Genomic DNA, 17,402 nt, shown 5'->3' with positions numbered 1-17,402 from the left:
GCCCGCCGCAGGAAGAGCCGACCACCGACCCCACGCGGGCCACGCGCTCCTGAGTACGGCTCGGACGGGCATGCGCGCCGGTCTGGCCGCCGGACCCACCCACCAGGCCGACAGGCCGACAGGCGCATCGGGTCCGGCCCGTAGGCTTGACCCGATGAGACGCCGTACGCCGCCCCCGCCCTCCCCGTTGCCGCAGCGCGACGGGATCGACCCGGTGCGGGTGCGGCTGCCCGGCGAGGGCACCTGGGCCACCGTGCGGGAGCACCTGGTGGAGCGGCTGGGCGCGGCGCGCGCCGGGGTCGTGGACGCGATGCTGGAGGCCGGGCTCGTCGTCGGCGCCGACGGGCGGCCGGTGGCGCCGGGCGCGGCCTACGTACCGGGGATGTTCGTCTGGTACCACCGCGAGCTGCCGCCCGAGGTGCCCGTGCCGTTCCCGCTGGAGATCGTGCACCGCGACGAGCACATCGTCGTCGTCGACAAGCCGCACTTCCTGGCCACCACCCCGCGCGGCAGCCATGTCACCGAAAGCGCGCTGGCCCGGCTGCGGCGGGAGCTGGACATCCCCGCGCTCGGCGCCGCGCACCGGCTCGACCGGCTCACCGCCGGACTCGTGCTGTTCACCGTGCGCCCCGAGGAGCGCGGGGCCTACCAGTCGCTGTTCCGCGACCGCCTGGTGCGCAAGGTGTACGAGGCCGTCGCGCCGTACGCCCCGGAGCTCACCCTGCCCCGGACCGTGCGCAGCCGGATCGTCAAGGAGCGCGGGATCCTGGCCGCCTACGAGGTGGCGGGCGAGCCGAACGCCGTGAGCCGCGTCGAGCTCGTCGAGCACGGTGCGCGGGGACTCGGCCGGTACCGGCTGCTGCCCGCCACCGGGCAGACCCATCAGCTGCGCGTCCACATGAACTCCCTCGGCGTGCCCATCCTCGGCGATCCGCTCTACCCCGAGGTGGCCGCCCCCGTGCCGGCCGGCGACTTCCGGCGCCCGCTGCAACTGCTCGCGCGGGAGCTGGAGTTCACCGATCCGGTCACGGGGACGGAGCACCGGCTGCGCAGCGGCCGGGTGCTCGAGGCCTGGACGTCGCCGGACGGCTGGGCCGCCGCCGCGTCGGCGGGCGCCGCTCAGTAGCCACGCCACCAGGACAGGAAGCGCCGCCACGCGCTGGGCCCGCGGACCGGCCCCGCCGCCTGAGGGACGGGCGGCGCGGACTGCGGCGCGGACTGCGTCACCGAACGCGGCGCGGGCGCCGGTGCGGCCGGCGGTTCGGGGGCGGGCGTCGGCGCGGGCCGCGGCGCCGTGATCACCGGCCGTGTGAGGCGCTGCGGCGGGATCGGGGCGTGGCTCGGCTTGTGCTTGACGTCCTGCTGGTCCTTCGGCTCGAACCGGACCGGCAGCTCCACCAGGTGCCGCGAGGCGATCGACATCGTCCACCGCAACTCGTCCTCTTCGCAGTCGAGTTGCACGTCCGGCAGCCGCATCAGCAGGGCGTCGACGCCGACGTCGGCGATGGCCCGGCCGATGTCCTGGCCGGGGCACTCGTGCGGACCGCTGCCGAAGGCGAGATGGGAGCGGTTGCCCTGCATGTGGGCCGACAGGTCGGGGCGCACCCGGGGGTCCACGTTGCCGGGCGCGGGCGCGAAGAAGAGACCGTCGCCCCGGCGGATCCGCTGACCGCCCAACTCCGTGTCCTGCTTGGCGAAGTAGCCGAAGATGGTGCTGAAGGGGGGCTCGTCCCACAGGGACTGCTCGACCGCCTCCGCCACCGTCATCTGGCCGCCGTTGAGCTGGGCGAGGAAGCGCGGGTCGGTGAGGACCATGCGCAGCGCGTTGGAGAGCAGGTTGACGGTGGCCTCGTAGGCCGCGAAGAGCACCAGGCGCAGATGCTCACGGACCTCGTCGTCGGTGAGTCCTGCCGGGTGGGTGACGAGGTGGCTGGTGAAGTCGTCCTCGGGGTCGGCACGGCGGCGGGTGGTGAGCCGGGCGAGCGCCTGCACGACGTACTCGTGGCTGGCGACCGCGGTCTCGGTGCCCTTGAGCGCGTCACGGGCGGCGTGCACCATCTTGTCGTTGTACTCGTCGGGCATGCCGAGGACATGGCACATCACGGCCATCGGCAGGTGCTCGGCGAAGTCGCCGACCAGGTCGGCCCGGCCCTCCTCGCAGAAGCGGTTGACCAGGCGCTGGCTGGAGCGGTTGATGTAGCGGCGCACGCTGCGGTCGTCGATGGTGGCCATGGCGGCGGTGACCGCGCCCCGCAGCCGCTTGTGCTCGTCGCCCTCGGCGTGGGCGCAGATGGGCTGCCAGGCCATGTGCGGCATGAGCGGGTGGTCGGGCCTGACCCTGCCGTCCAGCATCTGCGACCAGATGCGGCTGTCCTTGGTGAACTGCGAGGGGGTGCGCACCAGGCGCAGGTTCTCGGCGTGCCCGAGGACCATCCACATGGGCAGGTCGTCGTGGAGCAGGACCGGCGCCACGGGGCCGTGTTCCTCGCGCAGCCGCTCGTACAGCTCGTTGAGGTCCTCCGCGCCGGGGCCGTAGAGGCGGGCCAGTCCGCCGGGTCCCCGGACGTGCGCGGGGCAGCCGGGCGGCGGGTCCAGGGCGAGGTCGCGCGGGCCGGTCGGGGTGGGGTGTTCGGGAGTCACAGGGGGTCGCTCCGAAACTGTGCTGAATCCGGTGGTGGGGGAAGTGGTGCCGTACGGGTCAGGTGAGGCTGCGGGTCAGGGCCAGGGAGTGCAGGAAGCGCATGAGGGTCATCAGGACGTCGCGGCTGGAGGCGCGGCGGCGCACGTCGCACTCCACGATCGGGATCTCGGGCGGCAGGTCGAGGGCCGCGCGCAGGTCGTCGATGGGGTAACGGGGCCCGTCGGGGAAGGTGTTGACGGCGACGACGAAGGGCACGCCGCCCTCCTCGAGCCGGCCCATGACCTCGAAGCTGACCTCGAGACGGCGGGTGTCGACCAGGACGACCGCGCCGAGCGCGCCCTCGAACAGTCCGTTCCACAGGAACCAGAAGCGTTCCTGGCCGGGCGTGCCGAAGAGGTAGAGCACGACCTGCTCGGTGATGCGGATCCGGCCGAAGTCCATGGCGACGGTGGTGGCGGTCTTGGTCTCGGAGCCGTAGTTGTCGTCGACCCCGATGCCCGCCTGGGTCATGGTCTCCTCGGTGGTCAGCGGCCTGATCTCGCTGACGGAGCCGACCATGGTGGTCTTGCCGACGCCGAAGCCGCCCACGATGACGATCTTCGCCGCGGCCGTGGTGGTGTGCGGCAGATGGTCCTCGACCCGTGGGCCGGGGATCGTGTCAGAGCCGTTGAAGTCCATGCATCACCGCTTCGAGAAGGGAACGGTCGGGGAGCTGCTGCCGGACGATGGGGGCGCGCGCCTGTACGAGTTCGGCCGCCAGCATCTCGGTGAGCAGCACCGTCACCACGCTGAACGGCAGGCCGAGATAGGCCGAGATCTCGGCCACGGACAGCGGGGCGGCGCACATCCGCAGCACCGCCGTCTGCTCCGGGGTGGCCGACGAGGGCGGTTCGGCACGCGCCACGACCAACGTGACGAGGTCGACGGGTGCGCGCTCACCGTCCGCGCCCGTGATGATGTAGAGCCGCTCGGGGTTCTTGCCCTCTCCCTCCGTCCCCTCCTTCGAGTCCTTCGGGTCGTTCCGCAGGGGCGGGGGCGGGGGCAGCGGTGGCGGCGGTGGCAGGGGTTGTCGCCGGCGGCGTTGCGGAGGAGTCATACGCCGTGCCCGTTGCGCCGGGGCGGACTGGTCAGATGGGCGCCGATGCGGACCACGAGGTCGCGCATCATGCCGCTCATCCGACTGGCTTCGCAGCGCACGTCGGCGAGGACGGCGAGGTAGGCGTTGGCGCCGGCCGACATCATGTAGAAGTAGCCGCCGCTCAGATCGATGACGACCATGTCCATCTCGCCGGTGCTCGAGTGGATCTCCTGGCCGACCGCGGCGGCCAGGCTCTGGAGGCCCGCGCAGGCGGCGGCGACCCGGTCGGCGGCGTCGGGGTCACCGGCGTAGCGGGCGATGCGCAGTCCGTCGGCCGACAGGACCACGATCATCTCGATGCCCGGAACCCCGTCGTAGAGCTCCTTGAGCAGCCAGTCGAAGTTTTGGCGCTGCTGGATCACGTGAGGTCCCCTTCATCGTCGGCCTCGGGCTTGGCCTTGTCTTCGATCAGGTGCAGGTATGCGGTGGGATTGCGGGTGAAGTCGGTGGGGTGCACGCCGGGCGGGGCCGCCTTGACCAGGCCCTCCCAGAAGGCCTCGAAGGCCAGGCCGGGCTCCCGCTTCTTCTGGGGCTCCGGCTCGGGCTCCGGCCGGCGCTGTGCGAACGGGTCGGGCTGGCCGAGGCGCTCGGCCTCCTGGGCGGCGTACGCCTCGGCGTAGCGCTGGGTGATCGGGATCGTGGTCTTGCTGCGGCGCTGCGGCAGCCCCTGGTCGGTCCACTCGGTGACCTCGGGCACCTCGTCGTCGGTCAGGGAGACTCCGGCCGGGATACGCGCGTTGGTGGGGCGGCGCTTCTTGGGCGGACGCTTGGGGCCCTCGCCGATCTGGCTCAGGTCGATCTGCGGTACCGCGGTGGCTCCGATGCCGTGCGCGAAGCCGGGGGCGGGGTCGGAGGTCTGCATCTCGCTCGGCACGATGAGGACGGCACGGACGCCGCCGTAGGCCGAGGTGCGCAGCGAGACCTCGAGGTTGAACGACGTGCACAGACGGCCGACGACCGCGAGGCCCAGGCGCGGGGTCCCGCCCACGTCCTGGATGTCGACGCCCGCCTTGGCCTGCTCCAGCATGCGTTCGGCCTTGGCGCGGGCCTCTTCGCTGAGGCTGACACCGGCGTCCTCGATCTCGATGGCGATGCCGGTCTGCACCTCGACGGCGTTGACGTGCACCTTGCTGGTCGGGGGCGAGTAGCGGGTGGCGTTGTCGAGGAGTTCCGCGAGCGCGTGGATGAGCGGCTCCACGGACAGGCCGCGGATGTTCACCTTGGCGATGGAGTCCAGCTGGATGCGGCGGTAATCCAGGATCCGGGACATGGCGCCGCGCAGCACGCTGTACAGCGGGACCGGCTGGGGCCAGTTGCGGCCGGGCCGGCCGCCGCCGAGCACGCCGATGGAGTCGGCGAGGCGGCCGATCAGCGAGGTGCCGTGGTCGATGCGCAGCAGATCGTCGAAGACCTCGGGGTTACGGCCGTGGTCCTCCTCCATCTCCCGCAGTTCCGCGGACTGCTGGTGGACGATGGCCTGCACCCGGCGGGCGATGCTGACGAAGGAGCGCTGGGCCGAGTCGCGCAGGGACTCCTCGTGGTCGACGATGTCGAGGATCTTCCTGATCACGGCGCGCTGCGCGTCGTCGAGGGCTCGGAAGTCGGGATCACCCGCGCTGAAGTCGCGCATCACCTCCCTGGGGGAATTTCCGGCCCGCAACCACTCCACCGCGTTGGGCACGAACTCCGTGGCGAGGCGGCGGTTCTCCTCCGCGTGGCCGGCCACGCGCCGTTCCAGGTACGCGACGCTCTGGTCCCGCTCCGCGCGCAGCTCCCGCAGGCACCGCCCACGGCGCACCGTCTCGGCTCCCGCCGCGATCACCAGGACGGTGGCGACCGCTCCGCAGACGCCCACGGCGAGCCGGGCCTGCGTCGCCACCAGGGCGACGGCGGCTCCGGTCGCCGCGGCCATCAGTATCGCCGGCAGCAACAGCACGCGCGCGTAGGGAAGTTCTCGGCGACCGGGTGGGGACTGAACACTCACCATGTGGGCACCCTCTGTAGGGATCTGTCGGCATCTTCGGGAAGTTTGGGAACAAGCGCACGAATACGCCTCAACTCGGTGCGCCGCGGGCGAGCTTAGTCCGACCGGATCATCGCCGTGTCATATTCCACAACCGCCTGAAACCACTTCCGCACGTGGAGTAACCTCAGTCCATTTACACGCACGGAATTCGTTCGAACACCGTGCGTGACTTCGTACGGGCGTGCGGAACGGTTCACCGGGACGGATGAGACGAGCACCCGCGAGAGGCACGGGCGGTGTTCAGTTCCCCGCGATACGCAGCGCCGCGTCGGCGGTGGCGCGGGCGAACTCCGAGACCGAGCGGTCGGGATCCGAGCGGTGCACGAGGATGACACCCTCGATGAGACCGAAGACCAGGTCGGTGCGGAGATCCAGCGCGCTCTTCGCGAGCGCGCCGCCCGCCGCCGTGGCGGCGATCAACTGGCGGTAGGCGTCCTTGAGTTCGGCCCGCACGGCATGGAAGCCGGCGAACCGCTCGGTGCGCACCTCCGGCAGCAGGTAGAGACCGCCGAGGTTGTGCGAGCCGCCGCACAGCAGCTCGACGTCGGTCCGGCACAGCTCCCACAGCCGGCCCTCGGCCGTCCGGCCGTCGTCCGTGAGCAGCTCACGGGCGTAGGTCAAGGAGGGGGTGACCGTCGACTCCAGCAGCGCGGAGAGCAGTTCCTCCTTGCCGGAGACGTAGTGGTACATGGAGGCCTGGCGCATTCCCGCGCGTTCGGCGACGGCCCGGGTGGTGGTGGCGGCGTAGCCGCGCGTGGTGAACAACTCCGCGGCGGCCACGAGCAGTTCGGCGCGCGGCGTGAGCCCGCTGTCCGGGCGCTGCGCGGCCCGCGGGCGGCCCACTCGACGTCCGCTGCTCGTCCCCATGCCTTCGATCCTCGCACACGGTGCCGGACGGCGATCTTCGGACGGCCCGGTGAGGAGTCGGTAACCGCCCCGCAACCGGAGGGCAACGGCGGCGACCCGCCCCGCGCCTAATTTCTGTCGGGCGACAGAAATACCGCGACAGCGACGGAACCGAGCTGCGGAGGTCCGCAATGGCGGCGACAGCGACCACATACGGAGCACGCGCCCACGCCCGGGCGCAGGAGGGCGCCCGCGCCGAGGCCATGCCGGTCGTCCCGGCCCGGGACTGGCAGGACCCGCCCTGCGAGGCGGGCCACCTGGTGTGGGCCGAGACGGTCGCGGGCGGCAACTACACCCACCGGGTCCTCGCGCGCGGCACCGAGCTGCGCCTGACCGACCCGCACGGCGACGCCTGCGCCCATCTGCTCCTCCACGTGGACGGCCGGCCCTGGGAGCGGCTCAACGTCGCCGACACGGTCAAGGTCCAGTGGAACGCCTACCTCGGCGAGGGCGTGCTGCTCCTGTCCGACCAGGGCCGCGTCCTCGCCTCGGTCGTCGCCGACACCGCCGGCCGGCACGACGCCCTGTGCGGCACCTCCACCCTCGTACGCAACACCGAGCGCTACGGCGACGGCAGCCCGCAGTCCGCCTCCCCGGCCGGCCGGGAGCTGTTCAAGCTGGCCGCCGCGAAGAACGGCCTGGAGCCCCGCGACCTGCCGCCCTCGCTCTCCTTCTTCCAGGGGGTGCGGGTCCACGACGACGGCACGCTCGACTTCACCGGCTCGGCGGGTCCGGGAGGCAGCGTCACCCTGCGCGTCGAGCAGGACGTGACGGTCCTGATCGCCAACGTGCCGCACCCGGCCGACCCCCGGCCGAGGTACGTCAGCACCCCGCTGGAGGTCCTCGCCTGGCGGGCGGCGGCCACCCGCCCCGGCGACCCGCTGTGGGACGCCACTCCCGAAGGCCGCCGCGCCTTCCTCAACACCGCCGAATTCCTGACCGCGAGGGGGCTCGCATGAGCACGCAGACAGTGGTGGCGGCCCGCGCCTCCTGGTCGTCGGTCGTCCGCGAGGGCGAGACGCTGACCATCACCGACCTGCACGGCAACCAGGCCGTCGACTTCCTCGTGTACGACGCCCACGACACCTCCGTGCGCTACAGCGCGCCCGACACGATCCACGCCCAGGGCGGCATCTTCCTCACCACGGGCAGTGTGCTGATGTCCAACGAGCACACTCCGCTGATGACGGTGACGGCCGACGGCGTGGGCCGCCACGACACCGTCGGCGGCGCCTGCTCCAAGGAGTCCAACACCCTGCGCTACGGCCACCACACGTACGCGCAGCACGCGTGTGTGGACAACTTCCTCGCCGAGGGCGCCCGGCACGGCCTCGGCAAGCGGGACCTGGTCTCCAACATCAACTGGTACATGAACGTGCCCGTCGAGAAGGACGGCACCCTCGGCATCGTCGACGGTCTCTCCGCGCCGGGCCTCTCGCTCACGCTGCGCGCCGAACGGGACGTCCTCGTACTGGTCTCCAACTGCCCCCAGACCAACAACCCCTGCAACGGCTTCGAGCCGACGGCGGTGCGGATGACCATCGACGAGGCGGCCACCGCATGACCTTCGACACGCTGCTGGTCGCCAACCGGGGCGAGATCGCCGTCCGCGTCATCCGCACGGCCCGCGAACTCGGCCTGCGGACGGTGGCGGTGTACTCCGACGCCGACCGCTCGGCCGCCCACGTCCGGCTCGCCGACCAGGCCGTACGGCTCGGCCCGGCCCCCGCGAAGGAGTCGTACCTCGACGCCGACCTGGTCCTGGCCGCGGCCAAGGACACCGGCGCGGGCGCGATCCACCCGGGCTACGGCTTCCTCTCCGAGGACGCGGCCTTCGCCCGCCGCTGCGCCGACGCCGGGATCGAGTTCGTGGGACCGACGCCGGAGCAGCTGGAGCTGTTCGGCGCCAAGCACACCGCGCGGGCCGCGGCTCAGGCGGCCGGAGTGCCGCTCGCCCCCGGCACCGGACTGCTGGCGGACCTGCCCGAGGCGCTGGAGCAGGCCCGGCTCGTCGGCTACCCGGTCATGCTCAAGGCCACCGGCGGTGGCGGCGGGATCGGCATGTCGGCCTGTCGCTCGGCCGCCGAACTGACCGACGCCTGGGAGCGCGTCCAGCGTGTCGCCGCCGCGTCCTTCTCCTCGGCCGGCGTCTTCCTGGAACGGCTCGTGGAGCACGCCCGCCACGTCGAGGTGCAGGTCTTCGGCGACGGCGCGGGAAAGGTCGTCGTCCTCGGCGACCGGGACTGCTCCCTCCAGCGCCGCAACCAGAAGGTCGTGGAAGAGGCCCCGGCGCCCGGCCTTCCCCCGCGCGTCCGAGAGCAACTCGCTTCGAACGCACGTGACTTGTGCGCTTCGGTCGGCTACCGGTCCGCGGGCACCGTCGAGTTCGTCTACGACGCGGCCCGCGAGGAGGCGTACTTCCTGGAGGTCAACACCCGCCTCCAGGTGGAACATCCCGTCACCGAGGAGATCCACGGCGTCGACCTGGTCGCCTGGATGCTGCGCCTGGCACGCGGCGAGCGGGACGTCGTGCGCGACCCGGGCCCGCCCCGCGGCCACGCCGTCGAGGCACGCCTCTACGCGGAGGACCCCAGCCACAACCACCGGCCCAGCGCCGGCCTGCTGACCCGGGTCGAGTTCCCGCAGGGCGTGCGCGTCGACGGCTGGGTGGAGACGGGCACCGAGGTGACGACGTCGTACGACCCGATGCTCGCGAAGGTGATCGCGTACGGCCCGGACCGGGAGCACGCACTGCGACGCCTGGACGAGGCGCTGGCCCGGACCCGCGTCGACGGCATCGAGACGAACCTCGGGCTGGTCCGGGCGGCGCTGGCGGACTCCCGGTTCGTGACGGCGGCCCACTCGACTGCGACCCTCGCCACCGTCACCGACCCGACCCCCCGCGTCGAGGTCGTCTCCGGCGGCACCCTCACCACCGTGCAGGACTGGCCCGGCCGCACCGGCCACTGGCAGGTCGGCGTCCCGCCGTCCGGCCCGATGGACGACCGCTCGTTCCGCCTCGGCAACCGGGCGCTCGGCAACCCCGAGGGCGCCCCGGGCCTGGAGTGCACCCTCCAGGGCCCCGCCCTGCGCTTCACCCACGCCACCACGGTGTGCGTGACGGGCGCGCCGGCCCCGGTCACCGTGGACGGCACGGCGGTGGCGCGATGGGAACCGGTGACCGTACCGGCCGGGGCCCTGCTGGAGATCGGCGCGCCCGTCGAGCACGGACTGCGGACCTACGTCCTGTTCGCGGGCGGCCTGGACGTCCCCGCCTTCCTGGGCAGCGCGAGCACGTTCACGCTGGGCCGGTTCGGCGGCCACGGCGGGCGGACGCTGCGCACGGGTGACGTCCTGCACGGCGGGACGGTCGTCGAGGGCACCGCCGTGCCCGTCCCGGACCGCCCGGAGTTCGCCCCGGTCTGGCACCTCGGCGCCGTCGAAGGCCCGCACGCGGCACCGGAGTTCTTCACCGAGGACGACATCCGCGACTTCTACGCCGCCGACTGGAAGGTCCACTTCAACTCGGCCCGCACCGGTGTGCGCCTGGTCGGGCCCAAGCCGCGCTGGGCACGCACCGACGGCGGCGAGGCGGGTCTGCACCCGTCCAACATCCACGACACCCCCTACTCCGTGGGCGCCGTCGACTACACCGGCGACATGCCGGTCCTGCTCGGTCCGGACGGCCCGTCGCTCGGCGGGTTCGTGTGCCCGGCGACGGTGCTCAGCTCCGAGCGCTGGAAGCTGGGCCAGCTGCGCCCGGGCGACACGGTCCGCTTCGCGCCGGTCACCGGGGACGGCGCGCCGCGCCCCGCGATCGTCGACGGGGGCGTGCTGGCCCGGGACGGCGACGTGACCTACCGGCGCAGCGGCGACGACAACCTGCTGGTCGAGTTCGGACCGCTCCAGCTGGACCTGGCGCTGCGCATGCGGGTCCACGCGCTGATGGAGGCGGTGGCCGCGGCGGACCTGGCCGGCGTCGCCGATCTCACCCCGGGCATCCGCTCCCTGCAGATCCGCACGGACCCCGGCCGCCTCCCCCAGCGTGAACTCCTGTCGGTGGTGCGGAAGATGACGGCCGCCCTGCCCCCCTCGGACGAACTGGTCGTCCCCTCCCGCACCGTGCACCTCCCGCTGTCCTGGGACGACCCCGCGACCCGCGAGGCCATCGCCCGCTACATGGCGGGCGTCCGCGACGACGCCCCCTGGTGCCCCTGGAACATCGAGTTCATCCGCCGGGTCAACGGCCTGGACGCGGTGGCCGACGTCTACGACACGGTGTTCGCCGCGGAGTACCTGGTCCTGGGCCTCGGAGACGTCTACCTCGGCGCCCCGGTAGCCACCCCGCTCGACCCGCGCCACCGTCTGGTCACGACGAAGTACAACCCCGCGCGCACCTGGACGGCCGAGAACTCGGTGGGCATCGGCGGCGCGTACCTCTGCGTCTACGGCATGGAGGGGCCCGGCGGCTACCAGTTCGTCGGCCGCACGACCCAGGTGTGGTCGCCCTGGCAGCAGCGCGGCGCGTTCGATCCGGGCTCGCCCTGGCTGCTGCGCTTCTTCGACCGGATCCGCTGGTATCCGGTCGACGCGGACGAACTCCTCGAACTGCGGGCCGACATCATCTCGGGTCGCTTCGTGCCACGCGTCGAGGAGGGCACCTTCTCGCTCGCCGAGTACCAGGCCTTCCTCACCGAGAACGCCGGCCCCATAGCGGAGTTCAGGTCCCGCCAGCAGAGCGCGTTCACGGCCGAGCGGGACGCCTGGGAGGCGGCCGGCGAGTTCGCGCGGGCCGCGGCCGCCGAGGCGCCGGCCGCTCCCCCGGCCGAGGTGGCGGTACCACCGGGCGGCCACCTGGTCGAGGCCGAGTTCGCCGCCTCCGTCTGGCAGCTGAACGTGTCGCCGGGCGACGAGGTGACGGCGGGGCAGCCGCTGCTCGCCCTGGAGGCGATGAAGATGGAGTCCAGGGTGCACGCGCCGGTCGACGGCGTGGTGGCACAGGTCCTGGCCCGCCCCGGCGACCAGGTCGAGGCGGGGACGGCACTGCTCGTCCTGGCCCCGGCCGCGAGCTGACCGGCCGAACGGCCGACACCATGCAAGGAGCACGCATGTCCACGACTGTGTCCCGCGTCCGCGCCGCCTACGCCCGCATCGAGGCCACGGACCGCCCGGAGATCTGGATCGACCTGCGGCCGCGGGCGGACGTCGAGGCGGAGGCCCGCACGCTCGACGAACGGCTGGCGCACGGTGAGCGTCTCCCGCTCGCCGGCCGGCTGCTCGCCGTCAAGGGAAACATCGACGTGGCGGGACTGCCCACCACCGCCGGCTGCCCGGCCTACGCCTACCGGCCCGCCGCCGACGCCCCGGTCGTCGCCCGGCTCCGCGCGGCCGGCGCGCTGGTGCTGGGCACCACCAACCTGGACCAGTTCGCGACCGGCCTGGTCGGCACCCGCTCCCCGCACGGCGCGGTGCGGGGCGCCGTCGACCCGTCGCGGGTGAGCGGCGGCTCCAGCTCCGGTTCGGCCGTCGCGGTGGCCCTCGGCATCGCCGACCTCGCCCTGGGAACGGACACGGCGGGTTCGGGGCGGGTCCCGGCCGCCTTCAACGGCATCGTCGGCCTCAAGCCCACCCGCGGACTGGTCCCCACCGAGGGCGTCGTCCCGGCCTGCGCCTCGATCGACTGTGTGACGGTCTTCGCCCGCACGCTCCCCGAGGCGGAACGGGCCCTGGCCCACATGGCGTCGCCGGCCGGCCGCGCCCTCCCCTCGCTCCCCGCCCGCGCCCCCGGGCCCTGGCGGATCGCGGTCCCGCCCCTCGACCAGCTGGGCGAGCTGGACCAGGGCTGGGCGGCGGCCTACGAGTCGGCGGTACGGCGGCTCGGGGCGGCCGGGGCCGAGATCCGCAGCATCGACCTCACCCCGTTCACCGAGGCCGCCGCGATGCTCTACGAGGGCGCGTTCGTCGCCGAGCGCTACACCGCCGTGGGTGCGTTCGTCGACAAGCTGACCGCGGAGGGCGGTGAGGGTCTGGACCCGACGGTCGCGGGCATCATCACCAGGGCCCGGGACATCCCGGCCCACCGGCTCTACACGGACACCGAGCACCTGACGGCCCTGCGCACCCGTGCCCTGGCCGAACTGGCCGACTCCGACGCCCTGTTGCTGCCCACCGCCCCCGGCCATCCCACCCTCGCCGAGGTCGCCGCCGACCCGCTGGGCGCCAACGCCCGCCTGGGCCGCTTCACCAACTCCACCAACCTCTTCGACCTGGCGGCGGCGGCCGTGCCGGGCGGCGAGGTGAACGGCCTGCCCTTCGGCGTGATGCTGGTCGGCCCGGCCTTCACGGACGACCGGCTGGCCCGGATCGCGGACCTGCTGCGCCCCGAGGCGCACGTGGCGGTGGCGGGCGCCCATCTGACCGGCCAGCCCCTCAACCTCCAGTTGCTGTCCCTGGGCGCGGTGCTGGACCGTACGACCACGACGTCCCCCGTCTACCGCCTGCACGCCCTGCGCACGGCCCCGCCCAAACCGGGTCTCGTGCACGTGGGCGAGGGCGAGGGCGGCGCCGCGATCGAGGTGGAGATCTGGCGTCTCCCGGCGGAGGGTCTCGGCAACCTGCTCGCCGCGCTCCCCCGCCCGATGACCCTGGGCAGCGTCGAACTCGCCGACGGCACCCTGGTCCCCGGCTTCCTGTGCGAACCGGGCGCCCTCGGCGACGCGACGGACATCACGGCACACGGCGGCTGGCGGGCGTATCTCGACCGGAGCTGAGGCGGGCCGGTGAGAAGCGCCGGGCCGCAACGCCATGCGGCCCCGCCGCGCGGCCACGACCGACCACGCGTCATCCGCGCCCGCCGGGCGGCATCACCCCACCGACGAGTAGGCGACAACCCCCCGCAGCAGCTCGTCGACCGCCTTGCGGGCGTTCTTCGCCACCGTCGAGCCCCCGGCGGAGGCGGGCGCCGCCGCCGCGATCTGCCCCAGCACGTCGATGACCTGCTTGCACCAGCGCACGAAGTCACCGGCGGGCATCTCCGCCTCGCGCAGCACCTCGTCGAGGCCCTTCCCGGAGGCCCACATATAGGCCGACCAGGCGAAGCCGAGATCGGGCTCGCGCTGCCCCACGCCTTCGGTCTGGCTGATCCGGAAGTCCTCCTCCAGGGCGTCCAGCCGGCCCCAGATGCGCACCATCTCGCCGAGCGCGGCCTTCGCCTTGCCCGAGGGCAGCTTCGGCGCCATGGCGTCGTCCCCGGCCCGCGATTCGTAGACCAACGCCGAGACACAGGCGGCCAGTTCGGCGGGGGCCAGTCCCTCCCACACGCCCGCGCGCAGGCATTCGCTCGCGAGCAGATCGAGCTCGCCGTAGAGCCGGGCGAGCCGCTTGCCGTGCTCGGTGACCTCGTTGCCCCGCAGGTAGTCGAGCTCGGTCAGGAGCGCCACGATCCGGTCGAACGTGCGGGCGATCGTGTTGGTGCGTCCCTCGATACGACGCTCCAGCTGCGAGGTGTCCCGCAGCAGCCGGTGGTAGCGCTCGGCCCAGCGGGCGTGGTCCTCACGGTCGGAGCAACCGTGGCAGGGGTGCGCGCGGATCTCGGTGCGCAGCCGGGCGATCTCCCGGTCGTCGGCGGCCTGCGAGCGCTGCTTGCGGGCCCGCTCCGGCGGGATGTGCCCGGCCTTGGTGCGCAGCGCGGAGGCGAGATCGCGACGGGACTGCGGCGAGCGCGGGTTGAACGACTTCGGGATCCGCATCCGGTCCAGCGCCTCGACCGGCACCGGGAAGTCCATCGAGGCCAGCCGCTTGACCTGGCGCTCGGAGGTGAGGACCAGCGGACGCGGCCCGTCGTGCTGCTCGAAGCCGCGATGGCCGTTGGCCCGGCCGGCGGGCAGGCCCGGGTCGAGCACCAGCGCCAGTCCGGCGTACTTGCCGGTGGGCACGTGGATGACATCCCCCGGCTTGAGCTTCTCCAGCGCCACGGCGGCCTCGACGCGCCGCTGGCTCGCGCCCTGCTTGGCCAGTTCGGTCTCACGGTCCTTGAGGTCGCGGCGCAGTCGCGCGTACTCGTCGAAATCGCCCAGGTGGCAGGTCATGGAGGCCTTGTAGCCCTCCAGCCCCTCCTCGTTGCGCTGCACCTGCCGGGAGATGCCGACCACCGACCGGTCCGCCTGGAACTGCGCGAACGAGGTCTCCAGCAGCTCGCGCGAGCGGTGCCGCCCGAACTGCTCCACCAGGTTGACCGCCATGTTGTACGACGGCTTGAAGCTGGAGCGCAGCGGGTACGTGCGGGTGCCCGCGAGCCCGGCGAGGTGCTCGGGGCTCATCGCGCGCTGCCAGAGCACGACGGCGTGCCCCTCGACGTCGATGCCCCGTCGGCCCGCGCGGCCGGTGAGCTGCGTGTACTCGCCGGGAGTGATGTCGGCGTGCTGCTCGCCGTTCCACTTGACGAGCTTCTCCAGCACCACCGAGCGGGCGGGCATGTTGATGCCGAGGGCGAGCGTCTCGGTCGCGAAGACGGCCTTGACCAGGCCACGCACGAACAGCTCCTCGACGACCTCCTTGAAGGTCGGCAGCATGCCCGCGTGGTGGGCGGCGATGCCGCGCTCCAGCCCCTCCAGCCACTCGTAGTAGCCGAGGACGTGCAGGTCCTCGTGGGGAATGGCGGCCGTGCGCTCCTCGACCAGGGCGCGGACCTCGCCGCGCGCCTCCTCGTCGTTCAGCCGCAGCCCGGCATGCAGGCACTGCTGGACGGCGGCCTCGCAGGCGGCACGGCTGAAGATGAAGGTGATGGCGGGCAGCAGCCCGGCGGCGTCGAGCCGCTCGATGACCTCCGGCCGTGCCGGTGTCCACACCCGCGACCGCTGCCTGCGCTCCCGCTCACGGTCGGCCTCGCGCATGTTCCGGCCACGCCTGCGGTCCTGGTACGAGGGCCGGCTCGCCTCCATGCGGGCCAGCCGGGTGAGGTCGGGGTTGACGGCTCTGCGCTGGCCCTCGCCCTCCTCGAACAGGTCGTACATCCGCCGCCCGGCGAGCACGTGCTGGAACAGCGGCACGGGCCGGTGCTCGGAGACGATCACCTCGGTGTCGCCGCGCACGGTGTCCAGCCAGTCGCCGAACTCCTCGGCGTTGGACACGGTCGCCGACAGCGAGACCAGCGTGACCGACTCGGGGAGGTGGATGATCACCTCTTCCCACACGGCGCCCCGGAAGCGGTCGGAGAGGTAGTGCACCTCGTCCATCACCACGTACCCGAGGCCGAGGAGGGTCTGCGAGCCGGCGTACAGCATGTTCCGCAGCACCTCGGTGGTCATCACGACCACCGGGGCCTCGGAGTTGACGCTGTTGTCGCCGGTGAGCAGGCCCACCTTCTCGCTGCCGTAGCGCCGGCACAGGTCGGAGTACTTCTGGTTCGACAGCGCCTTGATGGGCGTCGTGTAGAAGCACTTCTTGCCCTGCTGGAGGGCGAGGTGGACGGCGAACTCGCCCACGATCGTCTTGCCCGAGCCGGTGGGGGCGGCCACCAGGACGCCCTTGCCCGCCTCGAGTGCCCGGCAGGCCTCGATCTGGAAGGGGTCGAGACCGAAGTCGTACATCTCGCGGAAGGACGCGAGCGAAGTGGCCTGCTCGACAGCGCGCTTGCGTGCTGCCGCGTACCGCTCGGCCGGTGAGAGATCCTCTGTCATCGTGCTTTCGAGCGTACCGGGCCGCACTGACAACAGGACGATCATTATCCGGATCCGGTCTTGCCAAACCTCGGTACGCCCAGCTCACGGGCGCACGGGCGGCCCGTTTCAGGGGCCGATGAGCCGCACCGCGCCCGGCACGCACCGCGCGGTGAGCGGCAGCTCCCCGAGCCGCTCCCCGTCCGCGTAGCCCGAGACGCCCGCCGCGGCGATCTCGACCTTCGCCGCCCGGAGCACGGTGACCTTCGGATGGTCGACGTGCGTCCCCCGGTACACCTTCGGGAACACCCGCAGCAGCGTCGTCCGGCGGCAGTCCCCGACGACCGTGACGTCGAACAGGCCGTCGGTGAGGTCGGCGCCGGGGCAGATCCGCATGCCGCCGCCGTAGGAGGATCCGTTGCCGACGGCGACGAGGGTGGCCTCGACCTCCCGGACGGCTCCGTCGTCGAGGGTGATCCGGTACGGGAACGGGCGGAACGCGGCCAGTTCCACCAGCATCGCGAGGTCGTACCTGGCGCGCCCGACGGGCCATCGCATGCGGTTGCCCCGGTCGTTGACCCGGGAGTCGAAGCCGGAGGCGAGGACGGTGCCGAACCAGCGGTCGCCGACCCGGCCGAGGTCGATGTCGCGGATCCGGGCGCCTTTGAGGGCGTCGGCCACCAGCCGGGCCGCGGCCGCCGGATCGCGGACGGGCAGGCCGAGGGCGCGGGCGAAGTCGTTGCCGGTACCGGCGGCGACCAGGCCGAGCGGGGTGCGGGTGCCGGCGACGGCCTGGAGCGCGAGGTGGGCCAGCCCGTCGCCGCCGACGGCGATCAGGGCGCCGGTGCCGTCGGCGACCGCGGCACGCGCGCGTACGAGGGCGTCCCCGGCGTCCACGCCGAGGACCGTGCGCACCGTGTAGCCGGCCGCCCGCAACGCGGAAGCGGCCGGCCGCGCTGCGTGAGCGCCCCGGCCGCGGCCCGCCGCGGGATTGACGAAGAGGGTGATCTCGCTGGTCACGGGGATGACCTTAGG

Annotated in this window: 13 protein-coding genes; 5 read left to right on the top strand and 8 right to left on the bottom strand. The window is 72.9% G+C overall.

Annotation, left to right across the window (positions count from 1 at the left end):
• Positions 1–154: 154 nt before the first annotated feature.
• Entirely contained in the window at positions 155–1,126 is a 972-nt protein-coding gene (locus QQM72_RS18265) for an RluA family pseudouridine synthase (RefSeq protein ID WP_314221942.1), read from the top strand.
• On the opposite strand, the gene QQM72_RS18260 is transcribed toward QQM72_RS18265, so the two are convergent.
• From QQM72_RS18260 to QQM72_RS18235, 6 genes are all read right to left on the bottom strand, one after another.
• Positions 1,120–2,640: a cytochrome P450 gene (locus tag QQM72_RS18260; protein ID WP_314221941.1), complete on the bottom strand. Its 1,521-nt coding sequence runs from the start codon at positions 2,638–2,640 to the stop codon at positions 1,120–1,122. The two genes, QQM72_RS18265 and QQM72_RS18260, sit on opposite strands and share 7 nt — an antisense overlap.
• 58 nt (positions 2,641–2,698) lie before the next feature.
• Positions 2,699–3,319, bottom strand: a complete 621-nt coding sequence (locus QQM72_RS18255; RefSeq protein ID WP_314221940.1) for a GTP-binding protein — start codon at positions 3,317–3,319, stop codon at positions 2,699–2,701.
• Positions 3,300–3,737 (bottom strand): DUF742 domain-containing protein, encoded by a 438-nt coding sequence (locus QQM72_RS18250; RefSeq protein WP_314221939.1) that lies wholly within the window; start codon positions 3,735–3,737, stop codon positions 3,300–3,302. Before QQM72_RS18250 ends, QQM72_RS18255 begins: the two co-directional genes overlap by 20 nt.
• Positions 3,734–4,141: a roadblock/LC7 domain-containing protein gene (locus QQM72_RS18245; protein ID WP_314221938.1), complete on the bottom strand. Its 408-nt coding sequence runs from the start codon at positions 4,139–4,141 to the stop codon at positions 3,734–3,736. The genes QQM72_RS18250 and QQM72_RS18245 overlap by 4 nt, the downstream gene beginning before the upstream one ends.
• Positions 4,138–5,766, bottom strand: coding sequence for a sensor histidine kinase (locus tag QQM72_RS18240; protein WP_314221937.1), 1,629 nt, complete (start codon positions 5,764–5,766; stop codon positions 4,138–4,140). The genes QQM72_RS18245 and QQM72_RS18240 overlap by 4 nt, the downstream gene beginning before the upstream one ends.
• 279 nt (positions 5,767–6,045) lie before the next feature.
• Positions 6,046–6,672 carry a TetR/AcrR family transcriptional regulator gene (locus QQM72_RS18235; protein WP_314221936.1) on the bottom strand — a complete coding sequence of 209 codons (627 nt, stop codon included), beginning with the start codon at positions 6,670–6,672 and terminating at the stop codon, positions 6,046–6,048.
• 170 nt (positions 6,673–6,842) lie between these two features.
• On the opposite strand from QQM72_RS18235, the gene QQM72_RS18230 reads away from it, so the two are divergent.
• The 4 genes from QQM72_RS18230 to atzF are packed head-to-tail and all read left to right on the top strand — an operon-like array spanning position 6,843 to position 13,481.
• Positions 6,843–7,670, top strand: coding sequence for an urea amidolyase associated protein UAAP1 (locus QQM72_RS18230; protein WP_314221935.1), 828 nt, complete (start codon positions 6,843–6,845; stop codon positions 7,668–7,670).
• Positions 7,667–8,275, top strand: a complete 609-nt coding sequence (locus QQM72_RS18225; RefSeq protein ID WP_314221934.1) for an urea amidolyase associated protein UAAP2 — start codon at positions 7,667–7,669, stop codon at positions 8,273–8,275. The genes QQM72_RS18230 and QQM72_RS18225 overlap by 4 nt, the downstream gene beginning before the upstream one ends.
• Entirely contained in the window at positions 8,272–11,784 is a 3,513-nt protein-coding gene (locus QQM72_RS18220) for a 5-oxoprolinase/urea amidolyase family protein (RefSeq protein ID WP_314221933.1), read from the top strand. Before QQM72_RS18225 ends, QQM72_RS18220 begins: the two co-directional genes overlap by 4 nt.
• A gap of 35 nt (positions 11,785–11,819) precedes the next feature.
• On the top strand, positions 11,820–13,481 hold the full coding sequence (gene atzF / locus QQM72_RS18215; RefSeq protein ID WP_314221932.1) for an allophanate hydrolase: 1,662 nt from the start codon (positions 11,820–11,822) through the stop codon (positions 13,479–13,481).
• A gap of 93 nt (positions 13,482–13,574) precedes the next feature.
• Here the strand turns inward: atzF and QQM72_RS18210 are convergent, their stop codons facing one another.
• Positions 13,575–16,433 (bottom strand): DEAD/DEAH box helicase, encoded by a 2,859-nt coding sequence (locus QQM72_RS18210; protein ID WP_314221931.1) that lies wholly within the window; start codon positions 16,431–16,433, stop codon positions 13,575–13,577.
• A gap of 63 nt (positions 16,434–16,496) precedes the next feature.
• Complete coding sequence (locus QQM72_RS18205) at positions 16,497–17,387, bottom strand: diacylglycerol kinase (protein ID WP_314221930.1); 891 nt, start codon at positions 17,385–17,387, stop codon at positions 16,497–16,499.
• Positions 17,388–17,402: the final 15 nt, after the last annotated feature.

Origin of the sequence: Streptomyces zaehneri (assembly GCF_032248645.1) — a bacterium.
Taxonomy (GTDB): Bacteria; Actinomycetota; Actinomycetes; order Streptomycetales; family Streptomycetaceae; genus Streptomyces; species Streptomyces coriariae.
The sequence above is the reverse complement of the archived record's forward strand: the minus strand, read 5'-3'. Positions and strand labels throughout refer to the sequence as shown.

Excerpts from the sequence above, each read along its gene's own strand:
- QQM72_RS18225 (WP_314221934.1), top strand. The coding sequence starts at position 7,667 with ATGAGCACGCAGACAGTGGTGGCGGCCCGCGCCTCCTGGTCGTCGGTC.
- QQM72_RS18210 (WP_314221931.1), bottom strand. The coding sequence starts at position 16,433 with ATGATCGTCCTGTTGTCAGTGCGGCCCGGTACGCTCGAAAGCACGATG.
- QQM72_RS18255 (WP_314221940.1), bottom strand. The coding sequence starts at position 3,319 with ATGGACTTCAACGGCTCTGACACGATCCCCGGCCCACGGGTCGAGGAC.
- QQM72_RS18235 (WP_314221936.1), bottom strand. The coding sequence starts at position 6,672 with ATGGGGACGAGCAGCGGACGTCGAGTGGGCCGCCCGCGGGCCGCGCAG.
- atzF (WP_314221932.1), top strand. The coding sequence starts at position 11,820 with ATGTCCACGACTGTGTCCCGCGTCCGCGCCGCCTACGCCCGCATCGAG.
- QQM72_RS18265 (WP_314221942.1), top strand. The coding sequence starts at position 155 with ATGAGACGCCGTACGCCGCCCCCGCCCTCCCCGTTGCCGCAGCGCGAC.
- QQM72_RS18240 (WP_314221937.1), bottom strand. The coding sequence starts at position 5,766 with ATGGTGAGTGTTCAGTCCCCACCCGGTCGCCGAGAACTTCCCTACGCG.
- QQM72_RS18250 (WP_314221939.1), bottom strand. The coding sequence starts at position 3,737 with ATGACTCCTCCGCAACGCCGCCGGCGACAACCCCTGCCACCGCCGCCA.
- QQM72_RS18230 (WP_314221935.1), top strand. The coding sequence starts at position 6,843 with ATGGCGGCGACAGCGACCACATACGGAGCACGCGCCCACGCCCGGGCG.
- QQM72_RS18220 (WP_314221933.1), top strand. The coding sequence starts at position 8,272 with ATGACCTTCGACACGCTGCTGGTCGCCAACCGGGGCGAGATCGCCGTC.